At 36.4% G+C, this 14,439-nt stretch carries 15 protein-coding genes; 3 read left to right on the top strand and 12 right to left on the bottom strand.

The window, feature by feature from the left end:
- Nucleotides 1–268: 268 nt before the first annotated feature.
- Nucleotides 269–1,399 carry an OmpA family protein gene (locus tag G7Y57_RS13780; RefSeq protein WP_165025219.1) on the bottom strand — a complete coding sequence of 377 codons (1,131 nt, stop codon included), beginning with the start codon at nt 1,397–1,399 and terminating at the stop codon, nt 269–271.
- Between the two features lie 230 nt (nt 1,400–1,629).
- Here G7Y57_RS13780 and G7Y57_RS13775 point away from each other — a divergent pair, with 230 nt between their 5' ends.
- A complete protein-coding gene (locus G7Y57_RS13775; RefSeq protein WP_185153942.1) occupies nt 1,630–2,937 on the top strand; it encodes an amylo-alpha-1,6-glucosidase in 1,308 nt (435 codons plus the stop codon).
- Nucleotides 2,938–3,022: 85 nt separating this feature from the next.
- On the opposite strand, the gene G7Y57_RS13770 is transcribed toward G7Y57_RS13775, so the two are convergent.
- The 10 genes from G7Y57_RS13770 to G7Y57_RS13725 form a co-directional block, all read right to left on the bottom strand.
- A complete protein-coding gene (locus G7Y57_RS13770; protein ID WP_165025216.1) occupies nt 3,023–4,114 on the bottom strand; it encodes an FISUMP domain-containing protein in 1,092 nt (363 codons plus the stop codon).
- Nucleotides 4,115–4,363: 249 nt separating this feature from the next.
- Nucleotides 4,364–4,585 carry a membrane protein insertion efficiency factor YidD gene (gene yidD, locus G7Y57_RS13765; RefSeq protein WP_165025213.1) on the bottom strand — a complete coding sequence of 74 codons (222 nt, stop codon included), beginning with the start codon at nt 4,583–4,585 and terminating at the stop codon, nt 4,364–4,366.
- Nucleotides 4,582–4,992: a ribonuclease P protein component gene (gene rnpA, locus G7Y57_RS13760; RefSeq protein ID WP_165025210.1), complete on the bottom strand. Its 411-nt coding sequence runs from the start codon at nt 4,990–4,992 to the stop codon at nt 4,582–4,584. Before rnpA ends, yidD begins: the two co-directional genes overlap by 4 nt.
- Before the next feature lie 32 nt (nt 4,993–5,024).
- Nucleotides 5,025–6,245: a CinA family nicotinamide mononucleotide deamidase-related protein gene (locus tag G7Y57_RS13755; protein WP_165025207.1), complete on the bottom strand. Its 1,221-nt coding sequence runs from the start codon at nt 6,243–6,245 to the stop codon at nt 5,025–5,027.
- Between the two features lie 30 nt (nt 6,246–6,275).
- Nucleotides 6,276–7,040, bottom strand: coding sequence for a hypothetical protein (locus G7Y57_RS13750; RefSeq protein WP_165025204.1), 765 nt, complete (start codon nt 7,038–7,040; stop codon nt 6,276–6,278).
- An 18-nt stretch (nt 7,041–7,058) separates the two neighbouring features.
- Nucleotides 7,059–7,841, bottom strand: coding sequence for a hypothetical protein (locus G7Y57_RS13745; RefSeq protein WP_165025201.1), 783 nt, complete (start codon nt 7,839–7,841; stop codon nt 7,059–7,061).
- 71 nt (nt 7,842–7,912) lie between these two features.
- Nucleotides 7,913–9,148, bottom strand: coding sequence for a M48 family metallopeptidase (locus tag G7Y57_RS13740; protein WP_165025198.1), 1,236 nt, complete (start codon nt 9,146–9,148; stop codon nt 7,913–7,915).
- A gap of 3 nt (nt 9,149–9,151) precedes the next feature.
- A complete protein-coding gene (locus G7Y57_RS13735) occupies nt 9,152–9,439 on the bottom strand; it encodes a YciI family protein (RefSeq protein ID WP_165025195.1) in 288 nt (95 codons plus the stop codon).
- Between the two features lie 24 nt (nt 9,440–9,463).
- A complete protein-coding gene (gene tsaD / locus G7Y57_RS13730) occupies nt 9,464–10,480 on the bottom strand; it encodes a tRNA (adenosine(37)-N6)-threonylcarbamoyltransferase complex transferase subunit TsaD (RefSeq protein ID WP_165025192.1) in 1,017 nt (338 codons plus the stop codon).
- A 27-nt stretch (nt 10,481–10,507) separates the two neighbouring features.
- On the bottom strand, nt 10,508–10,855 hold the full coding sequence (locus G7Y57_RS13725) for a hypothetical protein (protein ID WP_165025189.1): 348 nt from the start codon (nt 10,853–10,855) through the stop codon (nt 10,508–10,510).
- Between the two features lie 107 nt (nt 10,856–10,962).
- Between G7Y57_RS13725 and G7Y57_RS13720 the strand changes: the two genes are divergently transcribed.
- Together G7Y57_RS13720 and dnaB are read left to right on the top strand one after the other, a co-directional pair.
- The gene (locus G7Y57_RS13720; RefSeq protein WP_165025186.1) at nt 10,963–11,955 is read left to right on the top strand and encodes a hypothetical protein; all 993 of its coding nucleotides are present in this window, start codon (nt 10,963–10,965) and stop codon (nt 11,953–11,955) included.
- Between the two features lie 145 nt (nt 11,956–12,100).
- The gene (gene dnaB / locus G7Y57_RS13715) at nt 12,101–13,621 is read left to right on the top strand and encodes a replicative DNA helicase (RefSeq protein WP_165025237.1); all 1,521 of its coding nucleotides are present in this window, start codon (nt 12,101–12,103) and stop codon (nt 13,619–13,621) included.
- Nucleotides 13,622–13,862: 241 nt separating this feature from the next.
- On the opposite strand, the gene G7Y57_RS13710 is transcribed toward dnaB, so the two are convergent.
- The gene (locus G7Y57_RS13710) at nt 13,863–14,429 is read right to left on the bottom strand and encodes a nucleosidase (RefSeq protein WP_165025183.1); all 567 of its coding nucleotides are present in this window, start codon (nt 14,427–14,429) and stop codon (nt 13,863–13,865) included.
- Between the last annotated feature and the right edge of the window lie 10 nt (nt 14,430–14,439).

Here is a 14,439-nt window from a genome sequence, read left to right as displayed (position 1 = left end):
GTTTTAGATGTCGCAAATTTGGATTTGACGATTTAGTCATACTTATCGCTTGCGGTCTACATAATTTTAGAATTTCAATTTCTCTGATTATTAGTCATATATAACTTTATTGAATATAATGTCTAATTAATACAAAAATATAGCAGTAAGATTATCTTACTGCTATATTTTTATCTATCCTTTCTATGTCCTTTTAATCAGACTAAATTCGTCCATATACAAAAAAGAGCTACCCATTGGATAGCTCTTTTTATATATTACACTTGTATTATTTTGCTGTGAAAATAACTACACGATTCCAAGCATCGATTTGGAATGGTTGTACTCTGTCACCACTTGCTTCAACAGTTATACGAGATGCAGCGATACCATATTTGTCAGTAAGGATATCGGCAACAGCTTTAGCACGTTGCTCAGATAGACGTTGGTTGATAGCGGCTGTGCCTGTACTCTTATCAGCATAACCTGTAACAGTGATGTTCACTGAAGGATTTTCTTGTAGATATTTGGCAGCATTGTAGATATTGATATCTTGATTTTGCTCTAGTTTAGCACTTCCTAGGCGGAATACTACAACAGCATTCATCAATACTTCTGTATCGCCTACTACTTGTTTAACAATTGGAGCTACCGGCTCAGGTTTAGCAGCTAACGCAGCTTTAACTTCAGCTATTTGCTTGTCTTTTTCGTTTAATTGAGCTCTTTGTTGATTAATTTGGTCATTTAATGATCTAATTTGTGCAGGATCTAGAACATCAACTGTTTCAAAACCTTTTTTGTTAAATCTGTAAGTCAAACCAGCTAATACATTTAGAGTACCATCATAGTTCTTTCCTTCAACATTACCATTGAATCTATCTGGCATTAAATTGCCTATAGCTTCTAAGTTGATGCTAAGATCGTCATTTATACGAAAATCACCTTGTAGACCAACACGCGGGATAATGCTATTCGTTCTGCTAGCATAATAAGTAGTAGTATTTTCAAAACCATGAACATACGCTACCCCTAAGATACCTATTAGATTGAATGGTTTATCACCTTCATATGTTGTGAACAGATTTGTTAGATTCAATAATCCGTCGACACTAGTTTGGATATAATTAATCTTGTAAGATTTATCAAGAGGAGCAAAATAATTTTTAGACTCCCATCCACCTACTTGTAAACGAGCACCTATTTCAGGAGAAAAGTATTTACCTGCAGATAATGCTACATGTGGGCTTAGAACATCGCCTAATGAAGCGTCACGGTTATATTCACTAAAAGTGTATGAACCTCCGATTTGTCCTTGAATAAACCAATTATCCCCAAAGCCATACTTTTTTAGACCTTTCTCTTGTGCAAAGCCTGATATTGCCAACGATAGTGCAGCAACTGTTAAAATAATTTTTTTCATCTTGTATTTACTATATTAATATTAAACTACCTAATAGAACACCTTATTGTTTATTTTTGTTCTATACTTGAGGTAATAATACGCCAAATGTAACAAGTTTTCCGTTTGCTTTTTTTCTTTTTTCACTATATTTTTTGATTTGTATAATTTATTTTAATACATTTGTATATATGTATATACAAATAATAATACTTAATAACAATATTAATAATCACTTATATATCTAAAAAATGAAAATACATTTTCGTCAGTTGATAAACGGTTCTGCTCTATTTCTCATTTCGATGTCGTTTATAGCTTGCAACAATACAAATACAGCTATGAGTCCGGAGCTATCAGCTAAAATTAGTGCTGATGAAAGACTAAGTACTGTGTCACAGAAAGCGGAAGATCTCATCAAATCAGGTTTCAATGCGGGAGACGGATATTCTGAAGTTTGGATTCGTGATTTAAATACTTTTGTAGAACCGGCTTGCAAAGTATCAGATACGGAGAAATTGAAAGATGCATTGCTTACGTTTTTTAAATTTCAGGGAACGGATGGCAATATAGTAGATGGATATACAGCTATCAAAAATGCAAATGGCGGTACATTTTTCTTTAGCGAATTAGCCCCCGAATTTGCAGCTCATAAGAATACTGTAGAAACGGATCAGGAGACTTCTCTTATTCAGGCTATATATAAATATGTAACGACTACCGGAGACAAAGACTTCTTGAAAGAAGAGATTGCAGGAAGGTCGGTACAGGAACGTATGTCGGATGCACTGAACTTCTTGTTGAAGGAAAGATACAATGAAGAGTATGGTCTGCTATGGGGAGCTACAACAGCCGATTGGGGCGATGTGCAGCCTGAACATGACTGGGGTGTGTACATCGATAGTTCGTCACACTTTACAATTGATATATATGACAATGCAATGTTCCTTATCGCTATTGATAATTATATAAATCTCGTTACAGACCAGAATATAAAAGATATGTGGGCAAAAACACATAAAAAAATAGCTGATAATACACGTAAGCACCTATGGGACGAAGCCAATCAAAAATTTATCCCACATATTTATCTAAATGGTTCACCATTTCCTGCCGACTTTAACGAAAATGCAATCTACTATCATGGTGGAACAGCTGTGGCTATAGAAGCAGGCTTATTAAGCAAGGAAGAAATAAAGACTGCATACAAAAAAATGCAGGAAAATGTAAAAGCAGCAGGAGTGCAGACCATCGGGCTGACAATGTATCCTGTATATCCGAATGGTTTTTTCAAAAATCCGGGCATGCATGAATATGGCTACCAAAATGGTGGAGATTGGACATGGTTTGGCGGACGTATGGTTCAACAGTTAGTAGCTAATGGATTTTATGACGAAGCCTACGAAGCATTATCTCCTATGTTGGATAGAGTTATCAAACATAATGGTTTCTATGAGTGGTGGACGCCTGCGGGTGAGCCTAAAAAAGGCTCAGGAATGTTCAGAGGTTCAGCAGGTGTATTGTGGAAAGCAATAAAGATGCTTGAAGAGAAGAAATAAATTTACTTAGAGACAGAAATGCAACGATTAGGAAATTTCCTAATCGCTGCATTTTATTTTATATTAATATGCGAGTTATGAATAATTAGTTTTTCATACAACGGATATAAGCCATTCCACTGCTAATACCAAAATCTCCTTGAAAAACATGGTTTGCGGTATCATATAACCGGCGAAAATATCCGTTTGTTGCGGATTTAGTACTACTAGCCCATAAGGATATGTTAGAACCGAAACCATACCGTACACCAACATTTATATGTCCTGTGAGCAATATATTAAGTCCTGCACCGTGACATATAGGATAGCTCAATCCTCCTGTCGCTGTAGTAAGTACTTTAGTTGTAGATTTCATATTAATGGCAACATCAGTTACCGCTGTAGATGTACCAGAGCCATATAATGTGGGATTGGCCGCAACCTCATCAATCAAAGTTTGCCAGTCTTTATTGGAAGGTAATTTCCATCCATCGGGACAAATACCTTGCACTGCTGCATGGTCTAGAGCTCCTTCATCGACTGTTCCCGTTTTTCCATTTGTGGCTGCAGCCCACGAATATAGTAATCCGTATTCAGGATGCAACTGAAATGTAGAGCCTGTATTATTGTCAGGATATTGATAATATTTATCCGATGCATTTGCAACAAATCCTTGAGTCAAAGATATACCTGTTGTATACTGTTTTACTCTCAAGTTTTCAAGCATCCAAGTACCGGCATTATTGAAAGTTCGTGCCGGATATGAGTTCCCATCTTTATCTGTTACTATTTCAAAACCTTTATTTTCACCTGATATAGATGTCCACTCAATACCGTTCCAGACAAATACACCTGTGCATAGCACATTCTTTTCTGTTACGTTATACAAGATTAAACCAATATGATTATCTTTTAATGACAGTTTATTATTTGTATATTCAACTGTTTCCAAGCCAGTCTTTGCATCAATAAACATTGGATATAGTTCGTACTTATTAGTAAGAGCGACACGGGGTGCGCCTAAGCCTTTGGTGGCATTAGAACTACCATCAGTTACTCCATCTACATTTTTTAATTGCAACAGAGAGCCTCGACTTGGAGTCTCATTTGAACCTACTGTCACCTGAGCACTCAAGTCTAATATTGAGATGTTCAAAATAAGAAATGTAGATACATACATTATTTTAAATGTGTTCATAATCTGTTTGCGTAATGGTTTTAGGACGTAATTTAATTTGTGAATAGGTTTTATATATTGTCTATGCGCAAATAATTAATTGAGCAAAGACTATTAAAATATTAGATAAAGGTAAAATAAAAAAGTAAGCAATTATATTTTTATCGAGCAAATTTTCAATTCATTAAGAACTTAAAATGTTTAATAATAATATGTTATCAGGTATGAGTCTATCTCAAGCTTATACTATTAATTCAAATTCTCTATAATTCAGGGAACCGGATCGTATCCATGCCCTCCCCAAGGATGGCAACGGCTAATTCGCTTTGCTGCGAGCCAGAAGCCTTTGATTGGACCATATTTCTTTATCGCTTGCACTGCATAGTCAGAACAGGTGGGCGTATATCTACATGCTGCTGGCAGCATTGGAGAAATGAAATAGCGGTAGAAATATATGGGTCCTAAAAGAATATAAGAAAGTAGCTTTTTCATTTATTCTCAAATCTATCTGATAGCTGGTTGATTGTCTTTAACATCGATTTTTCTATTTCCCCGTAGGTCGGCAACTCGTCTTTTAGGTATAGGAAAGCAATCTCCAACCTTTTTCCATTTACTTTCAGCAGATCATGAATAGGCTGCTTGTTTAATCGATATGCCTCTCGGATTAGGCGCTTTACTCTATTTCGTTTAACTGCTCTCTTAAACTTCTTTTTCGACACACTGGCTAATACAGTTGGCACCTGTTTTTCTTCATTCAATTCATCCTCTACGAAATAGACTACCCGCAACGGATAGGCTATGAAAGACTCTCCTTGTGCAAAAAGTCGGTCTATAGACTTTTGGCTACATAATTTCTCATTCTTTGGAAACGTATTTGAAGGAGTTGAATTTTCTATCATCTATATAAGCTTATACGGACAAAGGTAACAAGTTATAGTATTTCCAACAACTGTAACATACCAATATTTGTTGCACGCATAATATTTGATTCCCGATACTTACCTAATTGATATTTTCGGGAAAGACATTTATTCTTATACATGGTACATATCCAGACTGTTCCAACCGGTTTCTCGTCTGTACCACCGTCGGGTCCGGCAATTCCCGATACTGCAATAGCACAATCTACATTAAGCGCTTTTTGTACACCCTTTGCCATTTTTATCACAATTGTTTCACTTACTGCTCCAAACTGATCGAGAGACTGTTGAGAGACATTCAGCATATTTACTTTAACTTCGTTGGCGTAAGAAACAATACTGCCTTTAAAATAGCGAGAAGAACCTGCGACAGATGTAATGAGATGGGCAATATTTCCCCCTGTGCAACTCTCAGCAGTAGCTAGAGTCAATCCTTTTTCAAAAAGATGCTCTCCCAGTATTTTTTCGATCGAAATATCTTTTTCTGCCAATATAGCTTCTCCAAGTAAGTCCTCCAGTTTCTTTACTTGCGCATCCAATTCAGGTCTGCGATGCTCGCCTTTCACAAATAAGCGGAGTTTCATCAGACCAAGAGAGGGAAGGTAAGCTAAACCAAATCCTTCGGGTAAGTCATTTTCAAAATCTGTCAAATGAATAGCGAGTGCAGATTCGGTATATCCGCCAACTATAAGCACCTTGTTCACATACGATACTGTTTCATATTTTGCTTTGAGACGAGGTATTATCTCATTCTCCATTACATATTTCATTTCGTAAGGTACGCCCGGTAAAGATACCAGAACTTTATCTTTATAATCGAACCATGTAATAGGTGCAGTCCCTACCCTATTTTGAATCACAGTACAATCCATTGGTACATAAGCTTGATTGCGCGTTAATTCGTTCAGAGAGGTGATATTGGATATTACATTATTAATATTTTCGAGTACAGTATCATCAAAAACAAGCGATGTTCCGAAATAGTCACAAAGTGTTTTCTTTGTTATATCGTCTTTTGTAGGTCCTAAACCTCCGGTCATTAAAATAACATCAACACGTTGAAAGACATCGTCTATGGTATTTTTGATTTGTTGGGCATCATCACCAATAGCAACCTTCTCTTCTATTTCAAATCCGGCTAAAGTCATCTTCTGTGCCATCCAAGAAGAGTTGGTATCTACAATTTGTCCGATAAGTATCTCATCACCAATAGTTACAATTGCTGTTTTCATTATTTATAGTTGTATTGATCGTTATAAAAATTAGAAGCCGGTAACCAAAAGTCGCTTGGCTCCGTTTAATCCGCATTTTTGATATTTATTGTAGGCTGTAGCAGCGCTAATTCTTACAGCGGCATCATCGCCACCATTTATGTAAGTGTCTATTGCATCATGAAGGGTATATGCTTCGGGACACATCAAATGTGTTGTCCAAAGCAGCGGATTTACCTTTGCTGACCTGAGATAGGGAGCAAAATACTGTTTACTGGCACATGCCAAAATTATAGCATCGCGCTTTTGATCATCTTTACTTTGATATGTATTTTGCAGGGAGAAATCCATCAATCCGTTATGTCCGATATAAGATACCAACTTGGCATTGCCATTCAGCCCGATAACAGTATTACCAACCATCAATGTATCTTTCTTGGCACCCGAGCATGAATTAAGAAAATCAATGGTACATTCTTTTATATTTTTACCATCATAAGCATCAGCTACAAGGTAGAAGTTCTTCGTTTTATGTTTAAAAACAATTCGTTCCAACCGTATATCATCTACTTTATATCGTTTTACTTCTTTCCAATCGGCACTTTTTTTTAAATAAGTGCGAATACCATATCCGCATCCCCAATACAGATTTGTATGCGGATCTTGACCGTTTCCTATTCCTTTGGGCACTTTTACTATACCTTGATATTGGTTGTCGCAAAGAGCTACCATTACATGTATTGCCTGTGTAGATTGAGAGTAAAGAGAATAATAGGCAAGTAAGCAGAAACTGATAACGATTATTCTTTTAAGCATATTTTAATATCATTAATATTATTCATTAGGAAGATTCAATAAATGGCTATATATAAGGGAGATAAAAGCTTTTTGCTCGCTGCCATTCTTCTTTATTATCTTATTCCAAGCACTAGGCTTATATTTTATATCATTGCCATTGCTATCTTTATATACTTTATTATCAAATACATCTTTGGAGAGAGATGCTGAATTGTTCTTATTATTTTTGAACTTGAGGCTATCGAAAATATCTACAGAGTACTCTTCCTGATACCTTTCTATCTTCCAAAAACGGTCTAGTAACCAATAAAGTATGTTGATTTCATCACCATGAAAATCGGCATATATTTCTGGCCAGAATTCTTTGGAATAACTTACCTTATTCCCTCTGCTATCCTGATATATTTTATTGTCAAACACATCTTTCGACAGAGAAGCGTTTAGACCATCATTCCCCTGATATTGTAATGCTCCGAAAATATCTATCTTGTAACTTTCTTTATTATTAGTTTTACGTTGATGGCTATCTATAAGCCAATAAAACAGTTCATATTCATCATCTTGATAATAGCCTAAGAATTTCGGCCATATTTCTTTTGAATATATTATTTCATTGCCATTACTATCTTTGTAAGTATGGTTATCGAATATGTCTTTTGATAGCGATGCTGTAAAGCCTTTTTTATTTTCATATTGTAGATTGTCATGTATGTCTAATGAAATTTTTCCGGCGGGTCGGCGATTATTATGACCTCTGGTTTGAGCGGAAATACCCAGAGTAAACAAAGCTAAAATAAAGAAGATTATATATCGTTTCATAGTTTTCAATTTGTGCCTAAATGTACATATTCTATGAATGATGTTGATCTAAAAAGAAGAAAATATTACTCTTATTTTTGAAGCATCTTCATACGTTGCAGCAAAGTTGGATGTGAATAATAGAAAAATACATACAACGGATCGGGATTTAGATTGCTTAACGATTTGACTGATAATTTCTTTAATCCGCTTACCAAATATTCTGAATAGCCGAAACTTGCAGCATAAGCATCTGCTTGATATTCATTTTTGCGGCTAAGAACACTCGATAATATACCTAAAAATAAGGAGATTGGGGTAAATAATAATGAAAATGCTATTAATCCTAAGTGAAACGATGGAACATTGCCACCCAAAGCCATTGCAATGTATGGATTTCCTAAGAATAAAGAAAGGATAAACAATACGGCTCCTGCATAAAGTATAGAGATAAGCATACTTTGCAATGTATGTTTTTTCTTATAATGACCTATCTCGTGAGCAAGTACGGCTACTATTTCGTCCGTAGTAAGATCATTGATCAATGTATCGAAAAGTACAATACGTTTCTTTGAGCCAAAACCGGTAAAATAGGCATTTGCTTTTGACGAACGTTTCGAAGCGTCCATCACATAAATATTATTGATACCGAAACCTGCTTTTCGTCCGAAAGCTTCGATCTCGTTTCTTAACTCTCCCTCTTCGAGTGGAGTTTGTTTGTTGAAAAGAGGTACAATTATATTTGAGTAGAAAAGCGTCATGAACAGTGAAAAGATGGTAATCACACCCCATGCATACAGCCAAGCAAGAGAACCTAAACTGTTATATAGCCATGTGATCAAGGCAAGTATAACTCCACCTAAGATAATTGTAAGCAGAAGACTTTTAAGCTGATCTAGCCAAAATATTTTCTTCGTGGATTTATTGAAACCGAATCGTTCTTCAATCACAAATGTTCCGTAATAGCTAAAAGGTAAAGATATAATCTCATTGGCTACGTAAATAACTCCGAAAAATGAAAGAGTAAGACATATTTCATTATCAATATATTGCCTCAATAGATTATCTAACCAACCAAAACCGCCTAATAGCAAAACACTCAATAATATAACAAAAGAAAATAAGCCGGTGTATAAACCGAATCGGCTGTTAACTTTCTGATAAGCCTGCTGTTTTGTATACTCTTCTTTATCGTATATTCCTTCGAGTTGTGCAGGAATCTCAGGACTCATTCTTTTGCGATTGCGGTAAGACAGGTATTGTGTCCAGATAAAGTCGAGAACGAAAATAAAAATAATAAGGAGGAAATAGAATGTTTCGTTTTTCATAATTTAATCCATCAGAAATTTTAGTTGCTCGCTGATCATCGTGGGCATAAATTCAATTATCTCGTAGTTTGCTATGTTATTCTGATTGAAAGGGTCTTCTGACAAAATTTGCTCAAATGCCCTCCTGTCACTACATTTTGCCAAGATTACGCCACCCGTTCTGGGTAGTTTTCTACCTGATGCCATAAAATGGCCTGATGCGTAATATTTCTTTAAATATTCGACATGCCTGTCAATATATTTTTCGACCTCCTCAATAGGAACTTTATACGATAACAGAGCAATAAACATACAATTTCAGTTTTGGTTATCTATTTACATCACAACGCGCGAGAAAGGAGCGGCACTCATTTCGCAAAACTCACCATCCAGATATTTAAAATAGCCTGTCATGGCTATCATAGCTGCATTATCGGTAGTGTAACCAAACGGAGGAATGTGTATCTTCCACCCGAAACGCGTGGCATGATTTTCGAAGGCTGCGCGCAATCCCGAATTAGCTGATACTCCTCCGGCTACTGCAACTTCTTTGATATTTAAATCTTTGGCTGCTTTTCGCACCTGATCCATCAGTACATCGATAATTGTTTTTTGAAGTGATGCGCACAAATCTTCTTTGTTCTTTTCTATGAAGTCAGTGTCATTTTTTAGTTCGTCGCGCAATAAGTAAAGGAAAGAGGTTTTTAGTCCGCTAAAGCTATAGTCGTAACCTTTTACATGCGGTTTATTAAACTTAAACCTGTTTGCGTCTCCAAGCTTAGCCAAACGGTCTACAACTGGTCCTCCGGGATAGCCTAACCCCATCACTTTGGCGCACTTGTCGAATGCTTCACCTGCGGCATCGTCTATGGTCTGCCCTATTATTTCCATTTCTTTATACGATTTTACAACGATAATCTGGGAATTACCACCCGATACCAATAAGCAAAGAAAAGGATACTGCGGTTGATTGTCATCGTCTTTATCTTCTTTGATAAAATGAGCCAATACATGCGCATGTAAGTGATTAACATCCACCATTGGGATATTTAAAGCTGAGGAAAGACCTTTAGCAAAAGATGTGCCTACAAGCAACGAACCCATCAATCCGGGACCTCTGGTGAAAGCGATAGCAGTCAGGTCTTCAAGTTTAACACCTGCTTTTGCCAATGCTTGATCTACCACAGGTATTATATTCTGCTGATGTGCACGCGAAGCCAGTTCGGGTACAACGCCGCCGTAGCTTTCGTGTACCTTCTGGCTAGATATTATGTTTGATAAAAGAACGCCATCTTGGATGACCGCCGCAGCTGTATCATCACAAGACGACTCTATTCCTAATATAGTTATCATATATTTAAAAATTCACTTTAATATGAATTATATTGATTCGAAAATTTTTCTTAGATGCATCAATTCAGTTTTCACCTGATTCATTCCGATCAAACCACCTGACATACCGGATGTCGCTTTCACCACTCCTACTTTTATTTCTTCCGGATTGTTAGCATCTAGTGATACCTGAAATTTGAAATATTTAGACATAGCACCCAATATTAATCTCATTATGCGATTACCCTTTTCATATAAGCCATTGCCTAAATGTTTATATCCGATAGATAGCATTTTCTCATTAATTATGTTTTCTAATTCTGATTGTGATGTGCCTGAGTATACATATACAAATCTCTCGCTGGAGTTAAGATCAACTCCTCTAAAATATCCCATTGTTTTTTACGTTATTAATTAATAAATAAATGTAAGTTTGTAGTTCATTAGGCAAAAGTAGAAAATAAAACTATCAGCACAAAGTAAGAATACTTAAAAGGTTAGATATGAAAAAAATTAGTTACCTACTCATTATACTATTCTCTTTTATCGGTTGCTCAAGCACGGTGAAAAAGGATAATGAACAACAAGATAAAGTGTCGATAATGCGTTTCGATAGGGATTTGAATGACTATATACAAAACCCTGCGACAGAAAAAGAATCTGCTCTAAAAAGTAAATATCCGGCCTTGCTTCCTGCGCTAGGACAAATAACAATCAATCAGCTAGCAGCAAACGATCCGGCTTTCTTTCCTGATCTTCGCGAATATTTTTCGCATGCAGCACTTCAAAAAATATATAAAGATGCATTAAAGACTTTTGATAACACTACTTCTTACGAAGAAGAATTAACTAAGGCTAATGCATTGATAGCGCAAAATTTATCCGGTGCTTCGTTACCTCAGTTAGCAATGCATGTTTCAGGATTTAAAGAGAATGTAATCATACTGAATAATATGATCTCAATATCTACAGATAAATATTTGGGCAGTAATTATCCTGCTTATCAAGAATTTTTCGCTCCTTATCAGCGTCAGCAAATGACACCCAAAATGGTTGTCAGAGATTATCTGAAAGCCTGGATAATGAGTGATATTATTAAATCGGACAATGATGATCAGGAAACACTTTTATCAGCTATGGTCGAAGAAGGAAAAATCCTTTATATATTATCTGTTCTCCTACCCGATTATAATGCGAACGATTTAATTGGTTACACCGCTGACCAAACTAAATGGTGTGTAGAAAATGAGAAGTCTGTTTGGCAGACAATGATCAAGCAGAGTAATATATACACAAGCGATCATATGATTATAACAAGATATGTCAATGATGCTCCTTATACTTCTACTCTTTCTCTCCAATCTCCGGGGCGTGTAGGTGCGTGGGTTGGCTGGCAAATCGTGTCCCAATATGCAAAAAAAACTAATGCGTCAATACAAGATATTATAACTCTTGATCCTCAAGAAATATTGAAAGGATCGAAGTATAACCCTTGATCAGATATTATCGAAATAGTTAAAATGCAGTCTTAATTTAAGGCTGCATTTTTTGTATTTAAAAAGTTATTAACAGCCTGTTTATAACTTAACTATTTATTCAGCGTAAAAACTATTATCTTTGAGTATAAAATCAAAAATATACATGGCCGACAATAATTATAAGAATCAGCGGAAAGGAAAACCGAAAGAAATGCAACAGATGTCTGATATAGGCAGAGTACAACCTCAAGCCAGAGAGTTGGAAGAAGCTGTACTAGGAGCATTGATGTTAGAGAAAGATGCTTATTCACTTGTGAGTGATATACTTAAACCCGATAGTTTTTACGACCCTATTCATCAGATAGTCTACAGAGCCATTGTAGACTTAGCTGTTCGTCAGGCTCCTATCGATATGTTGACAGTTGTAGAACAACTTAAAAAAGACGGAGAACTAGAGACAGTAGGCGGTCCTGTATATGTTGCCCAGCTTACAGAAAAAGTAGGTTCGGCAGCACATATCGAATTTCATGCCCGTATCATTGCACAAAAATATCTGGCTCGGGAATTGATAGCTTTTTCTTCTTCAGTTACAAACAAAGCTTTTGACGAAACATCAGATGTAGACGATTTGATGCAGGAAGCCGAAGGTAAGCTTTTCGAAATATCGCAAGGTAATGTGAAGAAAGATGTTACACAGATTAATCCTGTTATCAAAGAAGCCCTGAACTTGCTCGAGATTGCAGCCAATCGTGATGATGGATTAAGTGGTCTACAAACCGGATTCGATGCACTGGATAAAATAACATCAGGGTGGCAGAATTCTGACCTTGTTATTATCGCAGCACGTCCTGCGATGGGGAAAACAGCTTTCGTACTTTCGATGGCTAAGAATATGGCTGTTACTTACAATTACCCTGTTGCTTTGTTCTCACTCGAGATGGCGAATGTACAGCTTGTAAATCGTCTGATTGTTAACACTTGCGAGATTCCCGGAGAGAAAATAAAGAACGGTAGACTAGAGCCTTATGAATGGGAACAACTCGATTTTAAGATAAAAGAGCTGTACGATGCCCCGCTATATATTGACGATACACCCAGTTTATCGGTATTCGAATTACGTACAAAGGCACGTCGCTTGGTTCGTGAACATGGAGTAAGAATGATTATTATCGACTATCTCCAATTGATGAACGCCAGTGGTATGCAGTATGGTAGCCGTGAGCAAGAGGTAAGTATGATTTCCCGTTCGTTAAAAGGATTAGCGAAAGAACTTAATATTCCTATCATTGCTTTGTCGCAGTTGAATCGTGGAGTAGAAGGACGTGCAGGAGCGGAAGGTAAACGACCACAATTATCAGACCTTCGTGAATCGGGTGCAATCGAGCAGGATGCCGATATGGTTTGCTTTATTCACCGTCCTGAATATTATAAAATACTCGAAGATGAGAAGGGTAATTCGTTGATAGGTCTTGCGGAAATTATTATTGCCAAGCATCGTAATGGTGCTACAGCAGACGTATTGCTCCGATTCAAAAGTGAGTTTGCCCGTTTCCAAAATATAGACGACGATTATAATATTGGAGGAGGTCAATTTACATCTAAAATCAATATGAATGGAAATGCAGCACCTAGCCCTACTGATTTTCAACCAATGGCGGGTGGAAGTGATTTTGTTCCATTCTGATGTTTTAAATTACAAATAAAGAAGTCGTCTTGACTTTTTGTTTTTCGTATTATTTTGTCATCCTGAGGAACGAAGGATCTCAGTTAGGAGATGCTTCACTATCGTTCAGCATGACAAAAAGAGTAAAAAACAAACAAAAAGAAAATCTTTAGAAAAGTCAAGACGACTTCAAAATTAATATCCTAAGAGGCTTTATTTTAAAGAAAAATCTCTTAGGATATCAAGGAATGAAAATTCAAATTTATTTGTCTTTAAACCAATCCTCAAATCCTTTACGGGCATCGGACAGTTTGTCCTCCCAATGTTTTACCGAATTTTCCCCTATAATATCTGTAACATATTTAACAGCTAAAAAAGGTATATCAAATTCTCGGCAGACAATAGCTTGAGCAAACGCTTCCATATCTACAACATCTCCGTCCATCGATGTAATCTCCGTAACGAAGCTGTCGCCTGTGTTACATGTTCCCACTCTACCGTTTGTTGAAGTCCAGTCCTCTAATATTTTCTTTTCTTTATGTATAGGAGTTAAATCGACTTCGAATTCGACTCCCGGAAGTTTTACCATTTCATAATCCCGATCGATAAAACGGCGGCAAACAAATATGTTTCCAATTCTATGATTATGTGTCCCGGCTGTCCCCATATTTAGAACTAAGTCGGGACGGTTTTCGCATAGAGCTTTTGTAAGCATCATTGCAGATCGTATTTTGCCAATACCTGTATGAAGATATTCTATCTTGCATCCATTGATTGTAATAGGGACAAATTCTTCTTTAACAGCGTAAGTAACTAATATCTTATTCATCAGATTATAT

This window comes from Dysgonomonas sp. ZJ279 (assembly GCF_011039205.1).
In the GTDB taxonomy this organism is placed as follows: domain Bacteria; phylum Bacteroidota; class Bacteroidia; order Bacteroidales; family Dysgonomonadaceae; genus Dysgonomonas.
Note: the sequence above shows the minus strand (reverse complement) of the source record. Positions and strands in the feature narration are given on the sequence as shown.

Bases quoted from the DNA above. Each gene is read 5' to 3' on its own strand.
- G7Y57_RS13780 (WP_165025219.1), bottom strand. From the start codon at position 1,399: ATGAAAAAAATTATTTTAACAGTTGCTGCACTATCGTTGGCAATATCA.
- G7Y57_RS13775 (WP_185153942.1), top strand. From the start codon at position 1,630: ATGAAAATACATTTTCGTCAGTTGATAAACGGTTCTGCTCTATTTCTC.
- G7Y57_RS13770 (WP_165025216.1), bottom strand. From the start codon at position 4,114: ATGAACACATTTAAAATAATGTATGTATCTACATTTCTTATTTTGAAC.
- yidD (WP_165025213.1), bottom strand. From the start codon at position 4,585: ATGAAAAAGCTACTTTCTTATATTCTTTTAGGACCCATATATTTCTAC.
- rnpA (WP_165025210.1), bottom strand. From the start codon at position 4,992: ATGATAGAAAATTCAACTCCTTCAAATACGTTTCCAAAGAATGAGAAA.
- G7Y57_RS13755 (WP_165025207.1), bottom strand. From the start codon at position 6,245: ATGAAAACAGCAATTGTAACTATTGGTGATGAGATACTTATCGGACAA.
- G7Y57_RS13750 (WP_165025204.1), bottom strand. From the start codon at position 7,040: ATGCTTAAAAGAATAATCGTTATCAGTTTCTGCTTACTTGCCTATTAT.
- G7Y57_RS13745 (WP_165025201.1), bottom strand. From the start codon at position 7,841: ATGAAACGATATATAATCTTCTTTATTTTAGCTTTGTTTACTCTGGGT.
- G7Y57_RS13740 (WP_165025198.1), bottom strand. From the start codon at position 9,148: ATGAAAAACGAAACATTCTATTTCCTCCTTATTATTTTTATTTTCGTT.
- G7Y57_RS13735 (WP_165025195.1), bottom strand. From the start codon at position 9,439: ATGTTTATTGCTCTGTTATCGTATAAAGTTCCTATTGAGGAGGTCGAA.
- tsaD (WP_165025192.1), bottom strand. From the start codon at position 10,480: ATGATAACTATATTAGGAATAGAGTCGTCTTGTGATGATACAGCTGCG.
- G7Y57_RS13725 (WP_165025189.1), bottom strand. From the start codon at position 10,855: ATGGGATATTTTAGAGGAGTTGATCTTAACTCCAGCGAGAGATTTGTA.
- G7Y57_RS13720 (WP_165025186.1), top strand. From the start codon at position 10,963: ATGAAAAAAATTAGTTACCTACTCATTATACTATTCTCTTTTATCGGT.
- dnaB (WP_165025237.1), top strand. From the start codon at position 12,101: ATGGCCGACAATAATTATAAGAATCAGCGGAAAGGAAAACCGAAAGAA.
- G7Y57_RS13710 (WP_165025183.1), bottom strand. From the start codon at position 14,429: ATGAATAAGATATTAGTTACTTACGCTGTTAAAGAAGAATTTGTCCCT.